Raw genomic sequence first — 20,402 nt, 5'->3', positions numbered from 1 at the left:
CATCGACCGCGCCGGACTGCGAGGGAATTCCCATGCCAGCAAAAGGGCTCGACGCCATCACCGGAAGGATCATGCGCGCGGGCGAGGGCCGGATGCTGCGCCGCCTCGAACACCTCGCCGCGCAGACCGGCTCCCTGGAGGAGGAGTTCAGGGCGCTGTCCGACGAGGAGCTCCAGGCCCTCACACCGGAGTACAAGGAGCGTCTCGGCGCGGGCGAGAGCCTGGACGACCTGCTGCCGGAAGCCTTCGCCGCGATGCGCGAGGCCTCCCGCCGCATCCTCGGCATGCGCCACTTCGACGTGCAGATCATGGGCGGAGCGGCACTGCACCTCGGCCACATCGCCGAGATGCAGACGGGTGAGGGCAAGACGCTCGTCGGCACCCTGCCGGTCTATCTGAACGCCCTCGCCGGCAACGGGGTCCACCTCGTCACCGTCAACGACTACCTGGCCCGCCGGGACGCCGAGTGGATGGGGCGCGCGTACCGCTTCCTCGGACTGAGCGTCGGCGTCCTCAGGGCGGAGTCGACCCCCGCCGAACGGCGTGCCCAGTACGCCTGCGACGTCACCTACGGCACCAACACCGAGTTCGGTTTCGACTACCTGCGCGACAACATGGCCCGCTCCAAGGACGAACTCGTGCAGCGCGGGCACCACTTCGCGATCGTCGACGAGGCCGACTCGATCCTCATCGACGAGGCGCGCACCCCGCTGATCATCTCCGGACCGGCCGACCAGCCGACGCACTGGTACGAGGCCTTCGCCGCGTTCGCCCGGCACATGAGGGGCGTCGCGGTGCAGGAGGAGCAGTTCACCACGCAGGCCGACAAGGACCGCCTCGCCGTCCTGCGGACGGGGCACGACTACGAGTACGACCCCAAGAAGCGCACGGTGTCGATCCTGGACCCCGGCGTCGAGTACCTCCAGGACCAGCTCGGCATCGACAGCCTCTACGAGTCCGACCACACCCCGCTGATCGGACACCTGAACAACGCGCTCAAGGCCAAGGAGCACTTCAGGAAGGACAAGGACTACGTCGTCGTGGACGGCGAGGTGCTGATCGTCGACGAGCACACCGGCCGCATCCTCGCCGGCCGACGCTACAACGAAGGACTGCACCAGGCCATCGAGGCCAAGGAAGGCGTCACGATCAAGGACGAGAACCAGACGCTCGCCACGATCACCCTCCAGAACTTCTTCCGCCTCTACGGCAAGCTCGCCGGCATGACCGGCACCGCCATGACCGAGGCGGCCGAGTTCCACCAGATCTACCGGCTGCACGTCGTCCCGATCCCCACCAACCGGCCCATGGTGCGGCGCGACGACCCCGACCAGATCTACCGCACCGAGGAGGCGAAGTACGCCGCGGTCCTCGCCGACATAGCCGAGAAGCACGCCCTCGGCCGGCCGGTCCTGGTGGGCACCACCTCCGTCGAGAAGTCCGAGGTGCTCTCCGCGCTGCTGCGCCGGCAGGGCATCCGGCACGAGGTGCTCAACGCCAAGAACCACCACCGCGAGGCCCAGATCGTCGCCCAGGCCGGACGCCGGGGCGCCGTCACCGTGGCCACCAACATGGCGGGCCGCGGCACCGACATCATGCTCGGCGGCAACCCCGAGGCGATGGCGCTCGCCGAGGCGGGCGAGGACGCGGACCCCGGGGAACGGCGCGGGGTCCTCGACCGGATCACCTCAGCGGTCGCGGCCGAGCACGACGAGGTCACGGCGCTCGGCGGGCTGTACGTACTGGGCACCGAGCGGCACGAGTCACGGCGCATCGACAACCAGCTCCGCGGCCGCTCCGGCCGCCAGGGCGACCCCGGCGCCTCCCGCTTCTACCTCTCCCTGGAGGACGACCTGATGCGGCTGTTCCGGGCCAACGTCGTCGACCGCGTGATGTCCATAGCGAACGTCCCCGACGACGTGCCCATCGAGAACAAGATGGTCACCCGCGCCATCGCCTCCGCCCAGGCCCAGCTGGAGCAGCAGCACTTCGAGTCGCGCAAGGACGTCCTGAAGTTCGACGAGGTCCTCAACCGGCAGCGCACCCTCATCTACGCCGAACGCCGCCGCGTCCTGGACGGCGAGGACCTGAACGAACAGATCGCGCACTTCATGGAGGACACCGTCCGGGCGTACGTCGAGCGGGAGACCGGCGAGGGCTTCCCCGAGGAATGGGACCTGGACAGGCTGTGGGGAGCCCTCCGGCAGCTCTACCCCGTGGGGATCACGGCCGGGGAACTGGTGGACCTCCACGGCGGCCGTGAGGACCTCACCACCGAGCGGGTCCTCGAGACGGTCACCGACGACATCCGCGCCCGGTACGCGGAGCGCGAGAGGGAACTCGGCCCGGAGGCCCTGCGCGACCTGGAGCGTCTCGTCGTCCTGTCCGTCCTCGACCGCAAGTGGCGCGAGCACCTCTACGAGATGGACTACCTGCGCGAAGGCATCGGGCTGCGCTGGACGCTCGGCCGCGAGCCGATCGTCGAGTACGAGCGCGAGGGCTACGACATGTACGGAGCCATGACCGACGCCATCAAGGAGGAGTCCGTCGGCTACGTCTTCAACCTCGACACCGCTGCCCCGGCCCCCAGGGCCCTGGAACCCCGCGACCGTGGCGACGGCCTGCTCTTCACCGCGCCGACGCTCGACACGGCCGACGGTGTGGTCGAAGGCGCGTTCGCCCCCGCACGGCCGCTCAGGACCGCGCCGGCCGCTCCCGGACCCACCGGAGCACCCGCCGACGCACGGCCCGCGCGCGGCGGTACCCGGCCGCGCGGGCCCGCGTCCCGGCGCCGCCGCAAGCGCTGACCTGCGGATCGGCAGGGCGGCCGGGCCGCGCCACGGCCCCCGCGGGCGGGCACCGGCCCACCGCGGCCCCGCGGAATACCCGCTCCTCGCCGGCGTCCCCGAGGCGTCCCGGCACCACCGGCCACGGGGGGAGACGGCGGGAATGAGGGACGCCCTGTCCTCGGGCGGACGCGATGCGGCCACAATGGGGGGATGAGCGACAGTCCAGCCCCCCTCGCTGATCCGCATCTCGTCTTCGACCCCGTGAACGGAGTCCGGGATGTCGTGATCCTCGGATCCACCGGCTCGATCGGCACCCAGGCCATCGACCTCGTGCTGCGCAACCCCGACCGGTTCCGGGTCACCGCGCTGTCCGCCGCCGGCGGCAGGGTCGCCCTGCTCGCCGAGCAGGCCCACCGGCTGCGGGTACGGACGGTCGCCGTGGCGCGCGAGGACGCCGTCCCGGCGCTCAGGGAGGCCCTCGCGGCCCGGTACGCACCCGGTGAGACCCTTCCCGAGATCCTCGCCGGGCCCGACGCGGCCACCCAGGTCGCCGCGTCCGACTGCCACACCGTGCTCAACGGCATCACCGGTTCCATCGGCCTCGCGCCCACCCTCGCCGCCCTGGAGGCGGGCCGCACCCTCGCGCTCGCCAACAAGGAGTCGCTCATCGTCGGCGGCCCGCTGGTGAAGGCGCTGGCGAAGCCGGGCCAGATCATCCCGGTCGACTCCGAGCACGCGGCCCTCTTCCAGGCGCTGGCCTCCGGCACGCGCGCGGATGTGCGCAAACTCGTCGTGACCGCCTCCGGGGGCCCGTTCCGCGGCCGTACGAAGGCGGAGCTGGCGGACGTGAAGCCGGCCGACGCCCTCGCACACCCCACCTGGGCCATGGGCCCGGTCATCACGGTCAACTCCGCGACCCTGGTCAACAAGGGACTGGAGGTCATCGAGGCGCACCTCCTCTACGACATTCCCTTCGACCGCATTGAGGTGGTCGTGCACCCGCAGTCGTATGTCCACTCGATGGTGGAATTCACGGACGGCTCGACGATCGCCCAGGCGACGCCCCCCGACATGCGGGGGCCCATCGCCATCGGCATCGGCTGGCCCGAGCGCGTCCCGGACGCGGCCCCCGCCTTCGACTGGACGAAGGCCTCGAACTGGGAGTTCTTCCCGCTCGACGAGGAAGCCTTCCCGTCCGTGGGACTCGCCCGGCACGTGGGGCGGCTCGCGGGTACGGCCCCGGCGGTGTTCAATGCCGCCAACGAGGAGTGCGTGGACGCGTTCCTGAACGGCACACTGCCGTTCAACGGGATCATGGAGACCGTCACCCGGGTCGTCGAGGAACACGGCACACCGCGTACGGGAACTTCCCTGACCCTCGCGGACGTCCTCGAAGCGGAGACCTGGGCGCGCGCCCGGGCCCGTGAACTGACGGCACAGATGACAATCGCGGAGGCTCGTGCATGACGACCCTGATGATGATCCTCGGCATAGTCGTCTTCGTGATCGGCCTGCTGATCTCGATCGCGTGGCACGAGCTGGGACATCTGTCGACGGCCAAGCTCTTCGGCATCCGGGTGCCGCAGTACATGGTGGGCTTCGGCCCGACCATCTGGTCGCGCAAGAAGGGCGAGACCGAGTACGGCATCAAGGCCGTTCCGCTCGGTGGCTACATCCGCATGATCGGGATGTTCCCGCCCGGCCCGGACGGCCGGATCGAGGCCCGCTCGACGTCCCCCTTCCGGGGCATGGTCGAGGACGCCCGGTCGGCGGCCTTCGAGGAGCTGAGGCCCGGCGACGAGACCCGCCTCTTCTACACGCGCAAGCCGTGGAAGCGCGTGATCGTGATGTTCGCCGGTCCCTTCATGAACCTGATCCTGGCCGTCGTGATCTTCCTCGGCGTGATGATGACGTTCGGCGTCCAGACCCAGACCACCACGGTCAGCGCGGTCTCCCCCTGCGTGATCCAGGCCAGCGAGAACCGCGACAAGTGTACGAAGAAGGACCCGGTCGCGCCCGCCGCGGAGGCGGGACTCAAGCCCGGTGACAAGATCGTCGCCTTCAACGGCACGCCCGTCCCGGACTGGTCCGCGCTGCAGTCCGACATCCGCGCCAACCCCGGCAAGAAGGTGACGATCACCGTCGACCGCGATGGCCGGCAGCTCGGCCTCACCGCGCACCTGGTCAAGAACACGGTGAGCAGGACCGACGGCAGCGGCGGCTATGTGGAGGGCAAGTACGTGGAGGCCGGCTGGTTCGGCTTCACGCCCGCCGTCGGCATCGTCGAGCAGTCCTTCGGCCAGTCCGTGGACCGCATGGGCGACATGATGCAGAACGGCGTCGAGTCCCTGGTCTCGCTGCCCGGCAAGGTCCCCGACCTGTGGGACGCGGCCTTCGGCGACGGCCCGCGCAAGGCCGACTCCCCGATGGGCGTGGTCGGCGCGGCCCGCATCGGCGGCGATGTCTTCACCCTGGACATCCCCGCGTCGCAGCAGGTCGCGATGATGCTCCTGCTCGTCGCCGGGTTCAACCTCTCCCTGTTCCTGTTCAACATGCTCCCGCTGCTCCCGCTCGACGGCGGGCACATCGCGGGCGCGCTGTGGGAGTCGCTGCGCCGCAACCTCGCGAAGGTGCTGCGCCGCCCGGACCCGGGTCCGTTCGACGTGGCGAAGCTGATGCCGGTGGCCTACGTGGTGGCCGGGATCTTCGTCTGCTTCACCTTGTTGGTCCTCGTGGCAGACGTCGTCAATCCCGTGAAAATCTCTTAGTCGTACAGCGTTGGCGGCGGCCGGGCACCCTGGGTGCCCGGCCGTCTTCCATTGAGCGGGTTTGAACGCCGGGGCGTGATGTGCCCGGTGGTGCGCCCGTACCGTAATCTCGAAGCCCGGAGCCCACGATTCCCGGGACCTTGAACCATAACTTGGGGTTGCACAGCAGATGACTGCGATTTCTCTCGGCATGCCGTCCGTTTCGACCAAGCTGGCCGAGCGCCGGAAGACCCGGCAGATCCAGGTCGGGACCGTCGCCGTGGGCGGAGACGCACCCGTCTCGGTGCAGTCGATGACGACCACGCGCACGTCGGACATCGGCGCCACGCTCCAGCAGATCGCCGAGCTGACCGCGTCCGGCTGCCAGATCGTGCGCGTGGCCTGTCCCACGCAGGACGACGCCGACGCGCTCGCCACGATCGCCAAGAAGTCGCAGATCCCGGTCATCGCGGACATCCACTTCCAGCCGAAGTACGTCTTCGCCGCGATCGACGCCGGCTGCGCCGCCGTCCGCGTCAACCCCGGCAACATCAAGCAGTTCGACGACCAGGTCAAGGAGATCGCGCGGGCCGCGAAGGAGACCGGCACCCCGATCCGCATCGGCGTCAACGCGGGCTCGCTCGACAAGCGCCTGCTCCAGAAGTACGGCAAGGCGACCCCCGAGGCGCTCGTCGAGTCGGCGCTGTGGGAGGCCTCCCTCTTCGAGGAGCACGACTTCCGGGACATCAAGATCTCGGTCAAGCACAACGACCCGGTCGTCATGGTCAACGCCTACCGCCAGCTGGCCGCCGCCTGCGACTACCCGCTGCACCTCGGCGTGACCGAGGCAGGCCCCGCCTTCCAGGGCACCATCAAGTCGGCCGTCGCCTTCGGCGCCCTGCTCTCCGAGGGCATCGGCGACACCATCCGCGTCTCCCTGTCGGCCCCGCCGGTCGAGGAGGTCAAGGTCGGCCTCCAGATCCTCCAGTCGCTGAACCTGCGCCAGCGCGGCCTGGAGATCGTCTCCTGCCCGTCCTGCGGCCGCGCCCAGGTCGACGTCTACAAGCTCGCCGAGGAAGTCACCGCCGGCCTCACCGGCATGGAGGTCCCGCTCCGCGTCGCCGTCATGGGCTGCGTCGTCAACGGTCCCGGCGAGGCCCGCGAGGCCGACCTCGGCGTCGCCTCCGGCAACGGCAAGGGCCAGATCTTCGTCAAGGGCGAGGTCATCAAGACCGTCCCCGAGTCGAAGATCGTGGAGACCCTGATCGAAGAGGCGATGAAGCTCGCCGAGCAGATGGAGGCCGACGGAGTCGCCTCCGGCGAACCCATGATCTCGGTAGCGGGCTGACTCCACTCCCACGTCTGGGCCGGGCGCCGACGCCCGGCCCAGCAGGCACAAGCCCGCCCCCGGAGCGCCTCAAGGGGCAGCCGACAAGGCTGCCCCTTCGAACTCCGGCCCCCCGGACCGCCCCAGGGGCGCGGGGAACCGCGCGCCCAGCCCCCACACACCCGCACCCGGGCGACAACACCGGGTCCCGCCCCGGTAGCCGCAGGCAACAGGGCTACCCGTGCGGGTTCCGGTCCCAGGGGCGCCCCAGGGGCGCGGGGAACCGCGCGCCCAGCCCTCACAGACCCGCACCCGGGCGGACAACCCCAGGTCCCACCCCGGTGGGGGCCCGCTCCCCTGTCCGGCCAGAGGACTCAGCAGCGAGCCACAAGTACGGCAGGTACAGTGCGGAGATCAGCAGATCCCAGGGTGAGGCCCCCGCACGTGTTGACCCAGACCACCACCAGGGTCCTCGAACCGAGTGACCTGGACGCCGCGCTCGCCGTCCTCGGCCGCGAGCCGGTGGCGAACGCGTTCGTCACCTCCCGAGTACAGGTCGCCGGGCTCGACCCATGGCGGCTCGGCGGCGAGATGTGGGGCTGGTACGAGGACGGCATGCTGCGGTCCCTCTGCTACGCGGGCGCCAACCTCGTCCCGATCTGCGCCACCCAGCGCGCCGTGCGCGGCTTCGCCGACCGGGCCCGCAGAAGCGGCCGCCGCTGCTCCTCGATCGTCGGCCCCGCCGAATCCACCGCCCAGCTCTGGCGGCTCCTCGAACCGAGCTGGGGCCCCGCCCGAGAGATCCGCGCCCACCAGCCGCTGATGGTCACCGACCGGCTGCCCGCCGACATCACCCCGGATCCGTACGTCCGCCGCATCCGCAAGGACGAGATGGAGACGATCATGCCGGCCTGCGTCGCCATGTTCACCGAGGAGGTCGGCGTCTCGCCGCTGGCCGGCGACGGCGGCCTGCTCTACCAGGCCCGGGTCGCCGAACTCGTCGGCTCGGGCCGGTCCTTCGCCCGCCTCGACCCGGACGGCAACGTCGTCTTCAAGGCGGAGATCGGCGCCGCGACCGCCGAGGCCTGCCAGATCCAGGGTGTCTGGGTGGCCCCCGAGTACCGCGGCCGGGGACTCGCGGCCCCCGGCATGGCCGCCGTGCTGCGCTACGCCCTCGCCGATGTCGCCCCGCTCGTCAGCCTCTACGTCAACGACTTCAACACCGCGGCCCGGGCGACGTACCGCCGCGTCGGGTTCCAGGAGGCCGGCGCGTTCATGAGTGTCCTGTTCTGACGCCCGGTGCGGGCCCGTCGGGACCTCACGCGTCACACGGTCCGCCAGGTAGTCTCCCGGCATGCTGCGCTTTCCCGGCCACGGCCAACGCGACTTCGACGACGTGGTCATCGGCCCGCTGGATCTCGCCGCCCGCGTCGACGAGGCACTCGCCGTGCAGGCGCTCGCCTTCGGGCTCGGCGCCGACGAGATCGCCGTACGACGCCAGATCGTGCTGCGCCACGTCACCTACCCGGGAGCCCGCGCGCTCGGCGCCACCACCGTCGACGGACGGCTCGTGGGATTCGTCTACGGCATGCCCAACGACCGCGCGCACTGGTGGTCCACCGTCGTCGAACCGTATCTGCGCGACCAGGGCCACGACGGCTGGCTGGACGACTCCTTCGTGATCACCGAACTGCACGTCCACCCCCGCTTCCAGAACCGGGGCGTCGGCCGCACCCTGATCACCGCCATCACGGACACCGCGGCCGAACCCCGCTCGATCCTCTCCGCGATCGACTTCGACAGCCCGGCCCGCGGCCTGTACCGCTCCCTCGGCTACGAGGACCTCGCACGGCAGGTCCTCTTCCCCAGCGCGCCCAGGCCGTACGCCGTGATGGGCGCCCCGCTTCCGCTGCGCCACGCCTAATGGATTTCCGGGGACGGCCGCTGCCCGGCTAACCTCCAGACATCACCCTTACGCAGCAGGAGTCGAGAATCATGGCCCAGGTCCAGCGCATGTCCCGTTTGATGGTCAAGACATTGCGTGACGACCCGGCCGACGCCGAGACGCTCAGCCACAAGCTGCTCGTCCGCGCCGGCTACGTACGCCGCAACGCCGCGGGCATCTGGACCTGGCTGCCGCTCGGCAAGAAGGTCCTCGACAACATCTCCCGGGTGGTCCGCGAGGAGATGGACGCGATCGGCGCCCAGGAGGTCCTCCTCCCGGCCCTGCTGCCCAAGGAGCCCTACGAGGCCTCGGCCCGCTGGGAGGAGTACGGCGACCTGCTCTTCCGCCTCAAGGACCGCAAGGGCGCGGAGTACCTGCTCGGCCCGACGCACGAGGAGATCTTCACCCTGGTGGTGAAGGACCAGGTGGCCTCGTACAAGGACCTGCCGGTCATGCTCTACCAGATCCAGACGAAGTACCGCGACGAGGCCCGTCCGCGCTCCGGCGTGCTGCGCGGCCGCGAGTTCCAGATGAAGGACTCGTACTCCTTCGACATCACGGACGAGGGTCTCGCCGAGTCCTACGGGCTGCACCGCGAGGCCTACCAGAAGATCTTCGCGCGCATCGGCCTCGACTACCGCATCGTGTCCGCCGTCTCCGGCGCCATGGGCGGCTCGGCCTCCGAGGAGTTCCTCGCGCCCGCCGCCGCCGGTGAGGACACCTTCGTGGACTGCCCGGCCTGCGACTACGCGGCCAACACGGAGGCCGTGACCTTCAAGCTCACGCCCGTCTCCGAGGAGCACGGCGCGGTCGAGGAGCTGGACACCCCCGACACCCCGACGATCGAGACGCTCGCCGAGCACCTCGGCGTGCCCGCCTCCGCGACCCTGAAGAACCTGCTGGTCAAGGTCGACGGCGAGATCGTGGCCGTGGGCGTCCCCGGCGACCGCGAGGTCGACCTCGGCAAGCTGGGCGAGCACCTCGCCCCGGCCGTCGTCGAACTCGTCACGGCCGAGGACTTCGAGGGCCGCGAAGACCTCGTACGCGGTTACGTGGGCCCCCAGGGCCTGGAGAAGGTCCGCTACATCGCCGACCCGCGCGTCGCCCCCGGCACGGCCTGGATCACCGGTGCCAACAAGACCGGCAAGCACGCGAAGAACGTCGTGGCCGGCCGCGACTTCGAGGTCGGCGACTACCTCGACGTCGTCGTGGTGGAAGAGGGCGACCCCTGCCCGGCGTGCGGCACCGGCCTCAAGATGGACCGCGCCATCGAGATCGGCCACATCTTCCAGCTCGGCCGCAAGTACGCCGACACCTTCGGCCTCGACGTTCTCGGACAGCAGGGCAAGCCGGTCCGCGTGACCATGGGCTCGTACGGCATCGGCGTCTCCCGCGCGGTCGCGGCGCTGGCCGAGCAGTCGGCGGACGACCAGGGTCTGTGCTGGCCCAAGGAGATCGCTCCCGCCGACGTGCACGTGGTCGCCGCGGGCAAGGCCCTCCAGACCGAGCTGGCGCTCGACGTCTCCGAGAAGCTCGGTGCCGCGGGTGTCCGCGTCCTGGTCGACGACCGTGCCGGTGTCTCCCCGGGCGTGAAGTTCACCGACGCGGAACTGATCGGCGTACCGACGATCCTGGTCGCCGGCCGCCGCTCGGCCGAGGGCGTCGTGGAGCTGAAGGACCGCCGCACCGGCGAGCGCGAGGAACTGACCGTCGAAGAGGCGATCGCCCGCCTGACGGCGTAACCGACACCTGGGCGGCGCCCGCACCTCTCCGGAGGCGCGGGCGCCGCTCGGCCGTTTCCAGGGGTGCGGGGTGTCCCGGCCGGTGCTCAGAGCCAGCCGGCGAACTCCAGGAGCAGTCCGGCGTCCTGGGGGCGGCCGACCCGGCCCGCCCGGACACCCGACTCGACGGCACGGAACAGGGTCCAGCCGCGCAGCCGCGCCTGGTCCACTTCCAGGGACTCGGCGAGCCGCTTGATCCGCCGCCGGGTGATCGACGGTCCCGAAGGCGACGCGATGAGGTCCTCCACCCGGTCGCGGACCAGCCGGGCCAGGTCGAACGCGCACTCGCCGACCACCGGGTCCGGTCCCACCGCCAGCCAGGGCACGCGCTCACCGGCGAGCACCTTGCTCTGCCGGAACGTGCCGTGCAGCAGCAGTGCCTCGGGCGGCTGGACGAGCAGTTCCTCGCGGGCCGCGAGCGCCGCGTCGACCAGGGCCCCGATCCCGGTCCCGGCCGCGCCCGCCGCCGTGGCCCGCATGGCCTCGGCCTGCCGCCCGGTCCGCTCCGCCACGGTCTCGAGGACGGGGTCGGCGGGCGGCTCGACCCACAGCCGCCGCAGCGTCCCCGCCGCCTCCAGCAGGGCCTTCGCCTCGGGCAGCGACCGCACGGAGACGTCCGGATGCAGCCGCTCGAGCAGCAGGACGCCACCGGTGCCGGAGGCCTCCCCGGTGTCACCGCCGTCGAGAAGACGGACCGCGCCGCGGCCGTCCCAGTGGGCGAGCGCGACCCGCTCGGCCTCCGGCCGCGCCCGCCCGGGCGCCAGCTTCAGCACGGCGGGCGTGCCGTCGGCCCGGCGCACCAGGACGACCAGACTGCTGCGCCCACCCGGAGCCTGCACTCGCTCCACGGTCAACTCGCGCAGAGCGACGGCTTCTTGGGCCAGCTCGGGCAGCCTCTCCAGCCACTCGTCGGCCTCGTCGGGGCCCTCCTGCCCGCTCCGGCGGGTCTCGCCGAGCGCCCGGAGAAGGCGCCGCGGCGGTTCGAAGGCCATGCGCGAGTCCATGCGCGAGAGGTTCCTTCCAGGTCGCGTCAGGCCGGCGAGGGTGCCGTGGCCGATGGGGTGCCCGCCCGCTCGGCGAGCCCAGGGAAGGCTACGCTCTCGCCGCTCCAGCGCACCGCGCGGACCGCGGCCTCGCGCAGCGCCCCGGCCGCCATGCGCCGCCGGTCGCCCGTGGCGGCGCGCACGAGGTCGGAGTACACGTCGGCGACGCGTTCCTCCAGCTCGGCCGCGAACCGTATGGCCGCGGCGGTGTCCGTCACCGGGAACGGCAGCACGTACGCGGCCGACGCGGCCTCGGGCGCCGCGCCCATGTCCTTGACCTCCCGCGTCAGTTCGTCCCTCCGCGCCCGGTGGGCGTCGTAGGCCGACCGGGCGTCCGTCTGACGGGCCGCGCCGATCCGGGCGCCCACGACGCCGTAGCCGTAGACGGCCGCGTGCTCGGCGCCCAGCGCGGCCTGGAGGGCCTTGAGCTCCGCTTCCTCGGTCTTGGTCCGCTTGCTCACTTCGCCGCCTTCGTCAGCAGGAACGCGTGGGCCGCCCCGGCCGCCGCCACGGAGGCGAGCAGCCGGGCGAGCTCGCCGGGGACGTCCACCAGGGCCCGTGTCCGTTCGTCCGCGAGCGCCAGTTCGGCCGAGGCGAGTTCGGCGAGCGCGTCCTTGGGCCGGGCCGCCACACCGGGCGAGGCACCGGCCGAAGCCGAACTCGAAGCCGAACTCGAAGCCGAACTCGAAGCCGAACTCGAGGCGGACGCCGACTCCGGAGCCGACGCGGACGGAGACCCCGTCGAGGACTCCGACGCCGATGCCGACCCTGACGGAGCATCCGACGCCGACCCCGACGGAGCAGCCGACGTGGATCCCGAGGCTCCCGCACTGCCGCCCCCGAACGCCTGCGCGTGCCGGACGACCTCTCCCCGCAGCGGGCCGAGCCGCTCCGCCAGCTGGGGATGGGCGGCGATCACCGCGGTGTACCGGTCGGAGAGCGTCATGCTGTCCCGGGCCGCACGCGCGCGTGCCCGGTCCGCGAGCGAGGGGCTGCCGCCCGTCGTGTCGCTGGACGACTCGGGAGCGGCGGAACAGCCCGCGAGCGCGAAGGCACCCGCGGCGGCCGCGAGCAGGGTCCTTCGGCGCGGACCCGACGGGGTGCGCGACGGCAGGGGGAACGACACGGCAGACGTCCTCGGAGGGCTCGTACGAATGTATGGGCGAACTGCCCGTGATCACGGTACCCGCGCATCGGCCGATCACGGCCCAGCGGCTCTCCTCCAACTGTTCACGGCGCTGTTCCGGGGAGGTCCGCGGGCACCCGTCCGAGCGCTGGCACCCGCCCGGTGGACGGCAACACCCTCCGCGACCGGATACCCTTTGAGCTGACACGCGACCAACCCACAACAGCACACGCGGCCGAGGAGTCACCCGGATGAGCACGACCCAGAGCGAGAGGCTTCGAGAACTCCTGGATCCGCTCGTGAGCTCCCAGGGCCTCGATCTCGAAGAGATCGAAGTGGAGTCAGTAGGCCGCAAGCGTGTACTGCGCGTCGTCGTCGACTCGGACGAAGGCGCCGATCTGGACGCGATCGCCGATGTGAGCCGCGCGCTCTCGGCGAAGCTCGACGAGACCGACGCGATGGGTTCGGGTGAATACACCCTCGAGGTCGGAACCCCCGGTGCCGAGCGCGAGCTCAAGGAGCACCGTCACTACGTACGCGCCACCGACCGCCTGGTGAAGTTCCAGCTGGCGGAGGACGGCGAACTGCTCGCCAGGATCCTGCGGGTCGAGGACGACGGTCTCGATGTCGAGGTGCCGGGTGTGAAGGGGCGCAAGCCCACCGCCCGGCGGCTCGCCTTCGGGGACATCGTCAAGGCCCGCGTCCAGGTCGAGTTCAGCCGCAAGGACAAGAAGGAAGAGGAGGCGTAGCCGTGGACATCGACATGAGTGCCCTGCGGGGTCTGGTGCGGGAGAAGGAGATCTCCTTCGACCTGCTGGTCGAGGCGATCGAGTCGGCCCTCCTCATCGCCTACCACCGCACCGAGGGAAGCCGCCGGCGCGCGCGCGTGAAACTCGACCGGGAGACCGGTCATGTGACCGTGTGGGCGAAGGAGGACCCCGAGGACCTGGAGGAGGGGCAGGAGGCCCGCGAGTTCGACGACACCCCCTCGGGGTTCGGCCGGATCGCCGCCACCACCGCCAAGCAGGTCATCCTGCAGCGCCTGCGGGACGCCGAGGACGACGCGACCCTCGGCGAGTACGCGGGCCGCGAGGGCGACATCGTCACCGGTGTGGTCCAGCAGGGCCGCGACCCGAAGAACGTGCTCGTCGACATCGGCAAGCTGGAGGCCATCCTGCCGGTGCAGGAGCAGGTCCCCGGCGAGAACTACGAGCACGGCCTGCGGCTTCGCTCGTACGTCGTACGGGTGGCCAAGGGCGTCCGCGGTCCGTCCGTGACCCTGTCCCGTACGCACCCCAACCTCGTGAAGAAGCTCTTCGCGCTGGAGGTGCCGGAGATCGCCGACGGTTCCGTCGAGATCGCCGCCATCGCCCGTGAGGCCGGCCACCGCACGAAGATCGCCGTCCGGTCCAACCGCAGCGGCCTGAACGCCAAGGGCGCCTGCATCGGCCCCATGGGCGGCCGGGTGCGCAACGTGATGGCCGAGCTGAACGGCGAGAAGATCGACATCGTCGACTGGTCGGACGACCCGGCGGACATGGTGGCCAACGCGCTCTCCCCGGCCCGTGTCTCCAAGGTCGAGGTCGTCGACCTCGCCGCCCGCTCCGCGCGCGTGACGGTCCCCGACTACCAGCTGTCGCTGGCGATCGGCAAGGAGGGCCAGAACGCCCGTCTCGCCGCCCGCCTCACGGGCTGGCGGATCGACATCCGTCCGGACACCGAGCAGCCCGGTGAGCAGCGCGGTGAGCAGTCCGGCGAGCGGCGCGGCGAGCGGCGCGGGGAATAGTCCGGGAATAGATCCGGCCCGCGCATCGCTTACATCACGACAACAACCGTTCGATTCTTGCCCCAAAGGGGTGAGGTCGGTACGGGGAGGTAGACTTAAGAGTGTCTGGCCGGACGCGAGCCCGCGCATGCCCTGAACGCACCTGTGTGGGGTGCCGGGAGCGAGCGGCCAAGAGAGACTTGCTGCGCATCGTGGCGGTCGAGGGCGAATGCGCCCCCGATCATCGCGGTACGCTGCCCGGCCGGGGTGCGTACGTGCATCCCGTTCTGGTCTGTCTCGATCTGGCGGTCCGCCGCCGGGCGATCCCACGGGCGCTGCGCGCTCCGGGACCGCTCGACACCGCGGCGTTGCGCCTCTACGTCGAGCAGGCAACACCGTAAGAAGCACGTCGTACGGAACCCCCGTGCGGCCTGGTATTCCGCGAGTTGGAAGTAGGTCGAGATTGCGATGAGCACTCGATGAGCACGCGATGAGTACGCCCATGAAGTAGCGACGGTCCGGACGCAGACCCGGACCTAAAAGGAGCGAAGTGGCTAAGGTCCGGGTATACGAACTCGCCAAGGAGTTCGGCGTAGAGAGCAAGGTCGTCATGGCCAAGCTCCAAGAACTCGGTGAATTCGTCCGTTCGGCGTCCTCGACGATCGAGGCCCCCGTCGTACGTAAACTGACAGATGCCCTCCAGCAGGGCAACGGTGGCGGCAAGCCCGCCCCGCGCAAGGCTTCCCCGGCCAAGCCGGGCGCCCCCTCTCCGGCGCAGGCTGCCCGTCCGGCCGCCCCGCGCCCGCCGGCCCCGAAGCCGGCCGCGGCCGAGAAGCCCGCGGCCGCTCCGGTCACCCCGGCAGCCTCGGGCCCGCGCCCGACTCCGGGCCCCAAGCCGGCCCCGAAGCCCGCTCCGGCGGCTCCGGCCCCGGTCGCGGCCGAGTTCACCGCGCCCCCGTCGGCGCCGGCCGCGCCGCAGACCCCCTCGGCTCCCGCCGCGGGTCCCCGTCCGGGCGCCCCGCGTCCCGCCGGCCAGGCTCCGCGTCCCGGTGCCCGTCCGGCTGCCGGTGGTCCCGGTCAGGGTGGTCAGGGTCGTGGCGACCGTCCCGAGCGCGGCGACCGTCAGGGCGCCCCGCGTCCCGGCGGCCAGGCTCCGCGTCCGGGCGCCCGTCCGGCCGGTCCCCGTCCGGGCAACAACCCGTTCACCTCTGGTGGCTCCACCGGCATGGCGCGTCCGCAGACGCCCCGTCCGGGTGGTGCCCCGCGTCCCGGTGGCGCCGGTGCCCCCGGTGGTCCGCGTCCGCAGGGCGCGGGCGGCCAGGACCGTGCTCCCCGTCCCCAGGGCGGTCCCGGCGGCGCTCCGCGTCCGCAGGGCGGTCCGGGCGGTGCCCGTCCCACTCCGGGCGGCATGCCCCGTCCGCAGGCTCCGCGTCCCGGCGGCGGTCCGGGCGGTAACCGCCCGAACCCCGGCATGATGCCTCAGCGTCCTGCCGCGGGCAGCCCGCGTCCCGGCGGCGGCCCCGGTGGCCGTGGTCCCGGTGCCGGTGGCGGTCGTCCCGGTGGTCCCGGTGGCGGCGGCGGTCGTCCGGGCGGCGGCTTCGCCGGTCGTCCGGCCGGTCCCGGTGGCGGTGGCGGCGGCTTCGCCGGTCGTCCCGGTGGTCCCGGTGGCGGTGGCGGCGGTTTCGCCGGTCGTCCCGGTGGTCCCGGCGGTGGCGGCGGTGGCCGTCCCGGCTTCGGCGGTCGTCCGGGTGGTCCCGGTGCCCGTGGTGGCACACAGGGTGCGTTCGGCCGCCCCGGCGGTCCCGCGCGTCGTGGCCGCAAGTCGAAGCGGCAGAGGCGCCAGGAGTACGAGGCCATGCAGGCCCCGTCGGTCGGCGGCGTGATGCTGCCTCGCGGCAACGGACAGTCCGTCCGCCTGTCGCGCGGTGCCTCCCTCACCGACTTCGCGGAGAAGATCGGCGCCAACCCGGCGTCGCTCGTCGCCGTGATGATGAACCTCGGCGAGATGGTCACTGCCACGCAGTCCGTCTCCGACGAGACGCTGAAGCTCCTCGCGGATGAGATGAACTACATCCTCGAGATCGTCAGCCCCGAGGAGGAGGACCGCGAGCTGCTCGAGTCCTTCGACATCGAGTTCGGCGAGGACGAGGGTGGCGAGGAGTTCCTCGTCGCGCGTCCGCCGGTCGTGACCGTCATGGGTCACGTCGACCACGGTAAGACCCGCCTTCTCGACACCATCCGCAAGACGAACGTCGTCGCGGGCGAGGCCGGCGGTATCACCCAGCACATCGGTGCGTACCAGGTCACGACCCAGGTCAACGACGAAGAGCGCAAGATCACCTTCATCGACACCCCGGGTCACGAGGCGTTCACCGCCATGCGTGCCCGTGGTGCGAAGTCGACCGACATCGCGATCCTCGTGGTGGCGGCCAACGACGGTGTGATGCCCCAGACGATCGAGGCGCTGAACCACGCCAAGGCGGCCGACGTGCCGATCGTGGTCGCGGTCAACAAGATCGACGTCGAGGGTGCCGACCCGACCAAGGTGCGCGGTCAGCTCACCGAGTTCGGTCTGGTGGCCGAGGAGTACGGCGGCGACACGATGTTCGTCGACATCTCCGCCAAGCAGGGCCTCAACATCGAGAGCCTGCTGGAGGCCGTGGTCCTGACCGCGGACGCCTCGCTCGACCTGCGGGCCAACCCGGAGCAGGACGCGCAGGGTATTGCGATCGAGTCCCACCTCGACCGCGGCCGCGGTGCCGTCGCGACCGTCCTGGTCCAGCGAGGCACCCTGCGGGTCGGCGACACCATGGTGGTCGGCGACGCGTACGGCCGTGTCCGCGCGATGCTCGACGACAAGGGCGAGAACGTGGAAGAGGCGGGTCCCTCGACCCCGGTCCTCGTCCTCGGTCTCACCAACGTCCCGGGCGCCGGCGACAACTTCCTGGTCGTCGACGAGGACCGCACGGCGCGTCAGATCGCCGAGAAGCGCGCGGCGCGTGAGCGCAACGCCAACTTCGCCCGCCGGGGTGTCCGGTTCTCCCTGGAGAACCTGGACGAGGCCCTCAAGGCCGGTCTGGTGCAGGAACTCAACCTCATCATCAAGGGCGACGCGTCCGGTTCGGTGGAGGCTCTCGAGTCCTCGCTGCTCCAGCTCGACGTCGGCGAAGAGGTCGACATCCGCGTCCTGCACCGCGGTGTGGGTGCGGTCACCGAGTCCGACATCAACCTGGCGACCGGCTCCGACGCCATCGTCATCGGCTTCAACGTCCGCGCCGCGGGCCGCGCGGCGCAGATGGCGGAGCGCGAGGGCGTCGACGTCCGGTACTACTCGGTGATCTACCAGGCCATCGAGGAGATCGAGGCGGCCCTGAAGGGCATGCTCAAGCCGGAGTACGAGGAGGTCGAGCTCGGCACGGCGGAGATCCGCGAGGTCTTCAAGTCGTCCAAGCTGGGCAACATCGCCGGTGTCCTGGTCCGCTCGGGCGAGGTCAAGCGCAACACCAAGGCGCGCCTCATCCGCGACGGCAAGGTCATCGCGGAGAGCCTCAACATCTCCGGGCTGCGTCGCTTCAAGGACGACGTCACCGAGATCCGCGAAGGCTTCGAGGGCGGTATCAACCTCGGAAACTTCAACGACATCAAGGTCGACGACGTCATCGCGACGTACGAGATGCGCGAGAAGCCGCGCTCGTAAAGCGGTTCCCAGGCTGGCCGGCGGTGAGCAGTCACCGCCGGCCAGCCTGGCTTTTGCGAGATCACGCGATTCCCCGCGTCCCTTCCCGGGGCGCGGGGAATCGCGTGACCGGCCCCGGCCGGTCACCGTGCCGGGTCACCCGTCCGGTGTACGGCCCGGGCCCGGAAACCCCGTCGAGCGAGCCGACGGTTCGTTGTACGGTTCTGATGTCCCTGCCAAGTGCATTGGCAGGCCATCTACCCCGTACCGGCGGGACATCCGGTTACACATGTATGTGGGGACGCTGTCCTTCGATCTGCTCCTCGGCGACGTCCACTCGCTCAAGGAGAAACGCTCTCTCGTCCGGCCGATCGTCGCCGAACTCCAGCGGAAGTACGCGGTGAGTGCCGCCGAGACGGGCAACCAGGACCTTCACCGCAGGGCCGAGATCGGCCTGGCGGTGGTCTCCGGGGACACCAAACACCTGACGGACGTACTGGACCGGTGCGAACGACTGGTCGCGGCGCGACCGGAGGTGGAACTGCTGTCGGTACGACGCAGACTCCACACCGACGAAGACTGACGAAGACCGACGCAACACGCAAGGCGAAGAAGGAGACGGACCAGTGGCCGACAACGCGCGGGCGAAGAGGCTGGCGGACCTCATCCGAGAGGTGGTGGCCCAGAAGCTGCAGCGCGGGATCAAGGACCCGCGGCTCGGCACTCACGTCACCATCACGGACACCCGGGTCACCGGGGACCTCCGGGAGGCCACCGTCTTCTACACGGTGTACGGGGACGACGAGCAGCGTGCCGAGGCGGCCGCGGGCCTGGAGAGCGCCAAGGGCGTGCTCCGCTCGGCCGTCGGCGCGGCGGCGGGCGTGAAGTTCACGCCGACGCTGACGTTCGTCGCGGACGCCCTGCCGGACACCGCCAAGACCATCGAGGACCTGCTCGACAAGGCACGGGCCTCGGACGCGAAGGTGCGCGAGGTCTCGGCCGGCGCGGCCTTCGCGGGTGACGCGGACCCGTACAAGAAGCCGGGCGAGGACGACGAGGACGAGGACGACTCGGCTCGATGACGCAGAAGACCAAAACGCCCGACGGGCTTGTCATCGTCGACAAGCCGTCGGGCTTCACTTCGCACGACGTGGTCGCCAAGATGCGCGGGATCGCCAGAACCCGCCGGGTCGGCCACGCGGGCACCCTCGACCCCATGGCGACGGGCGTTCTCGTCCTCGGTGTCGAGAAGGCCACCAAGCTCCTCGGGCACCTCGCGCTCACCGAGAAGGAGTACCTCGGCACGATCCGGCTCGGCCAGAACACGCTGACCGACGACGCCGAGGGCGAGATCACCTCCTCGGCGGACGCCTCCGGCGTGAAGCGCGACGCGATCGACGCCGGGGTGGCCAAGCTGACCGGCGCCATCATGCAGGTGCCGTCCAAGGTCAGCGCCATCAAGATCGACGGTGTGCGCTCGTACAAGAGGGCACGCGAGGGCGAGGAGTTCGAGATCCCGGCCCGCCCGGTGACCATCTCGTCCTTCGCGGTGTACGACATCCGTGACGCGGTCGCCGAGAACGGCACCCCGGTGCTCGACCTGGTCGTCTCCGTCGTCTGCTCGTCCGGGACGTACATCCGGGCGATCGCCCGCGACCTCGGCGCGGACCTGGGCGTCGGCGGTCACCTCACGGCCCTGCGCCGTACCCGCGTCGGCCCGTACAAGCTGGACTCCGCGCGCACCCTCGACCAGCTCCAGGAGGAGCTGACGGTGATGCCGCTCGCGGACGCGGCCGCGGCCGCGTTCCCGCGCTGGGACGTGGACTCCAAGCGGGCCCGGCTGCTGCTCAACGGCGTCCGGCTCGAGATGCCCGACGAGTACGCGGGCAAGGGCACCGTGGCGGTCTTCGACCCCGAGGGCCGGTTCCTCGCGCTGGTCGAGGAACAGAAGGGCAAGGCCAAGAGCCTGGCCGTCTTCGCCTGAGCACCGCGCGCCCCTGCCGGGCGCGCGGCAGGGGCGGACACGTCTGCCCGTGGAGCGGCGGTTACGGGGTCTCGTGCCCGCCGCTCCACGGTCCCCCCTCGGTTCCCCCACCAAGGGTGTATCCATCCGATCTGCCGTATTCACCCCATCGGGCGGGCGCTCGGAGTGAACCGGGGGAGTAGAGGGGGGCGCGTTCGCCACGCGAGCTGTCCCGCTGAT

The 20,402-nt window shown here is 71.1% G+C and carries 17 protein-coding genes; 14 read left to right on the top strand and 3 right to left on the bottom strand.

Annotation, left to right across the window (positions count from 1 at the left end; genetic code table 11):
• Positions 1–32 precede the first annotated feature (32 nt).
• The 7 genes from secA (at position 33) to ACFYW9_RS12715 (ending at position 10,550) form a co-directional block, all read left to right on the top strand.
• Entirely contained in the window at positions 33–2,807 is a 2,775-nt protein-coding gene (gene secA, locus ACFYW9_RS12745; protein WP_389148413.1) for a preprotein translocase subunit SecA, read from the top strand.
• A 192-nt stretch (positions 2,808–2,999) separates the two neighbouring features.
• Positions 3,000–4,256: a 1-deoxy-D-xylulose-5-phosphate reductoisomerase gene (dxr, locus tag ACFYW9_RS12740; protein WP_389148409.1), complete on the top strand. Its 1,257-nt coding sequence runs from the start codon at positions 3,000–3,002 to the stop codon at positions 4,254–4,256.
• Complete coding sequence (locus ACFYW9_RS12735; RefSeq protein ID WP_389148406.1) at positions 4,253–5,557, top strand: M50 family metallopeptidase; 1,305 nt, start codon at positions 4,253–4,255, stop codon at positions 5,555–5,557. The genes dxr and ACFYW9_RS12735 overlap by 4 nt, the downstream gene beginning before the upstream one ends.
• A 169-nt stretch (positions 5,558–5,726) precedes the next feature.
• Positions 5,727–6,884 carry a flavodoxin-dependent (E)-4-hydroxy-3-methylbut-2-enyl-diphosphate synthase gene (gene ispG, locus ACFYW9_RS12730; protein ID WP_389148403.1) on the top strand — a complete coding sequence of 386 codons (1,158 nt, stop codon included), beginning with the start codon at positions 5,727–5,729 and terminating at the stop codon, positions 6,882–6,884.
• A gap of 423 nt (positions 6,885–7,307) precedes the next feature.
• On the top strand, positions 7,308–8,156 hold the full coding sequence (locus ACFYW9_RS12725) for a GNAT family N-acetyltransferase (protein ID WP_328671850.1): 849 nt from the start codon (positions 7,308–7,310) through the stop codon (positions 8,154–8,156).
• A gap of 61 nt (positions 8,157–8,217) precedes the next feature.
• Positions 8,218–8,787: a GNAT family N-acetyltransferase gene (locus ACFYW9_RS12720; RefSeq protein ID WP_351869807.1), complete on the top strand. Its 570-nt coding sequence runs from the start codon at positions 8,218–8,220 to the stop codon at positions 8,785–8,787.
• Positions 8,788–8,858: 71 nt separating this feature from the next.
• Positions 8,859–10,550: a proline--tRNA ligase gene (locus ACFYW9_RS12715; RefSeq protein ID WP_351869810.1), complete on the top strand. Its 1,692-nt coding sequence runs from the start codon at positions 8,859–8,861 to the stop codon at positions 10,548–10,550.
• Positions 10,551–10,636: 86 nt separating this feature from the next.
• Here ACFYW9_RS12715 and ACFYW9_RS12710 read toward each other — a convergent pair whose 3' ends face one another.
• The 3 genes from ACFYW9_RS12710 to ACFYW9_RS12700 are packed head-to-tail and all read right to left on the bottom strand — an operon-like array spanning position 10,637 to position 12,758.
• Positions 10,637–11,581 carry an aminoglycoside phosphotransferase family protein gene (locus ACFYW9_RS12710; RefSeq protein ID WP_389148944.1) on the bottom strand — a complete coding sequence of 315 codons (945 nt, stop codon included), beginning with the start codon at positions 11,579–11,581 and terminating at the stop codon, positions 10,637–10,639.
• Positions 11,582–11,619: 38 nt separating this feature from the next.
• Entirely contained in the window at positions 11,620–12,093 is a 474-nt protein-coding gene (locus ACFYW9_RS12705; RefSeq protein ID WP_387299272.1) for a ferritin-like domain-containing protein, read from the bottom strand.
• A complete protein-coding gene (locus ACFYW9_RS12700) occupies positions 12,090–12,758 on the bottom strand; it encodes a hypothetical protein (protein WP_389148398.1) in 669 nt (222 codons plus the stop codon). Before ACFYW9_RS12700 ends, ACFYW9_RS12705 begins: the two co-directional genes overlap by 4 nt.
• A gap of 251 nt (positions 12,759–13,009) precedes the next feature.
• Between ACFYW9_RS12700 and rimP the strand changes: the two genes are divergently transcribed.
• From rimP to truB, 7 genes are all read left to right on the top strand, one after another.
• Positions 13,010–13,507, top strand: coding sequence for a ribosome maturation factor RimP (gene rimP, locus ACFYW9_RS12695; protein WP_328447446.1), 498 nt, complete (start codon positions 13,010–13,012; stop codon positions 13,505–13,507).
• A 2-nt stretch (positions 13,508–13,509) separates the two neighbouring features.
• Complete coding sequence (gene nusA, locus ACFYW9_RS12690; RefSeq protein WP_389148394.1) at positions 13,510–14,544, top strand: transcription termination factor NusA; 1,035 nt, start codon at positions 13,510–13,512, stop codon at positions 14,542–14,544.
• A 101-nt stretch (positions 14,545–14,645) separates the two neighbouring features.
• Positions 14,646–14,924 carry a YlxR family protein gene (locus ACFYW9_RS12685; RefSeq protein ID WP_351869824.1) on the top strand — a complete coding sequence of 93 codons (279 nt, stop codon included), beginning with the start codon at positions 14,646–14,648 and terminating at the stop codon, positions 14,922–14,924.
• A 149-nt stretch (positions 14,925–15,073) separates the two neighbouring features.
• Complete coding sequence (infB, locus tag ACFYW9_RS12680) at positions 15,074–18,220, top strand: translation initiation factor IF-2 (protein ID WP_351869827.1); 3,147 nt, start codon at positions 15,074–15,076, stop codon at positions 18,218–18,220.
• Positions 18,221–18,488: 268 nt separating this feature from the next.
• Complete coding sequence (locus ACFYW9_RS12675) at positions 18,489–18,782, top strand: DUF503 domain-containing protein (protein WP_326785157.1); 294 nt, start codon at positions 18,489–18,491, stop codon at positions 18,780–18,782.
• A 43-nt stretch (positions 18,783–18,825) separates the two neighbouring features.
• Positions 18,826–19,281: a 30S ribosome-binding factor RbfA gene (gene rbfA / locus ACFYW9_RS12670; RefSeq protein ID WP_351869830.1), complete on the top strand. Its 456-nt coding sequence runs from the start codon at positions 18,826–18,828 to the stop codon at positions 19,279–19,281.
• Positions 19,278–20,183 carry a tRNA pseudouridine(55) synthase TruB gene (gene truB / locus ACFYW9_RS12665; RefSeq protein ID WP_351869832.1) on the top strand — a complete coding sequence of 302 codons (906 nt, stop codon included), beginning with the start codon at positions 19,278–19,280 and terminating at the stop codon, positions 20,181–20,183. Before rbfA ends, truB begins: the two co-directional genes overlap by 4 nt.
• The last annotated feature ends 219 nt before the right edge of the window (positions 20,184–20,402 follow it).

Origin of the sequence: Streptomyces sp. NPDC002698, from assembly GCF_042888945.1 — a bacterium.
Classification (GTDB): Bacteria; Actinomycetota; Actinomycetes; order Streptomycetales; family Streptomycetaceae; genus Streptomyces.
This window is presented reverse-complemented; position numbering and strand designations above follow the sequence as displayed.

Excerpts from the sequence above, each read along its gene's own strand:
- secA (WP_389148413.1), top strand. The coding sequence starts at position 33 with ATGCCAGCAAAAGGGCTCGACGCCATCACCGGAAGGATCATGCGCGCG.
- dxr (WP_389148409.1), top strand. The coding sequence starts at position 3,000 with ATGAGCGACAGTCCAGCCCCCCTCGCTGATCCGCATCTCGTCTTCGAC.
- ACFYW9_RS12735 (WP_389148406.1), top strand. The coding sequence starts at position 4,253 with ATGACGACCCTGATGATGATCCTCGGCATAGTCGTCTTCGTGATCGGC.
- ispG (WP_389148403.1), top strand. The coding sequence starts at position 5,727 with ATGACTGCGATTTCTCTCGGCATGCCGTCCGTTTCGACCAAGCTGGCC.
- ACFYW9_RS12720 (WP_351869807.1), top strand. The coding sequence starts at position 8,218 with ATGCTGCGCTTTCCCGGCCACGGCCAACGCGACTTCGACGACGTGGTC.
- ACFYW9_RS12715 (WP_351869810.1), top strand. The coding sequence starts at position 8,859 with ATGGCCCAGGTCCAGCGCATGTCCCGTTTGATGGTCAAGACATTGCGT.
- ACFYW9_RS12710 (WP_389148944.1), bottom strand. The coding sequence starts at position 11,581 with ATGGCCTTCGAACCGCCGCGGCGCCTTCTCCGGGCGCTCGGCGAGACC.
- rimP (WP_328447446.1), top strand. The coding sequence starts at position 13,010 with ATGAGCACGACCCAGAGCGAGAGGCTTCGAGAACTCCTGGATCCGCTC.
- ACFYW9_RS12675 (WP_326785157.1), top strand. The coding sequence starts at position 18,489 with ATGTATGTGGGGACGCTGTCCTTCGATCTGCTCCTCGGCGACGTCCAC.
- truB (WP_351869832.1), top strand. The coding sequence starts at position 19,278 with ATGACGCAGAAGACCAAAACGCCCGACGGGCTTGTCATCGTCGACAAG.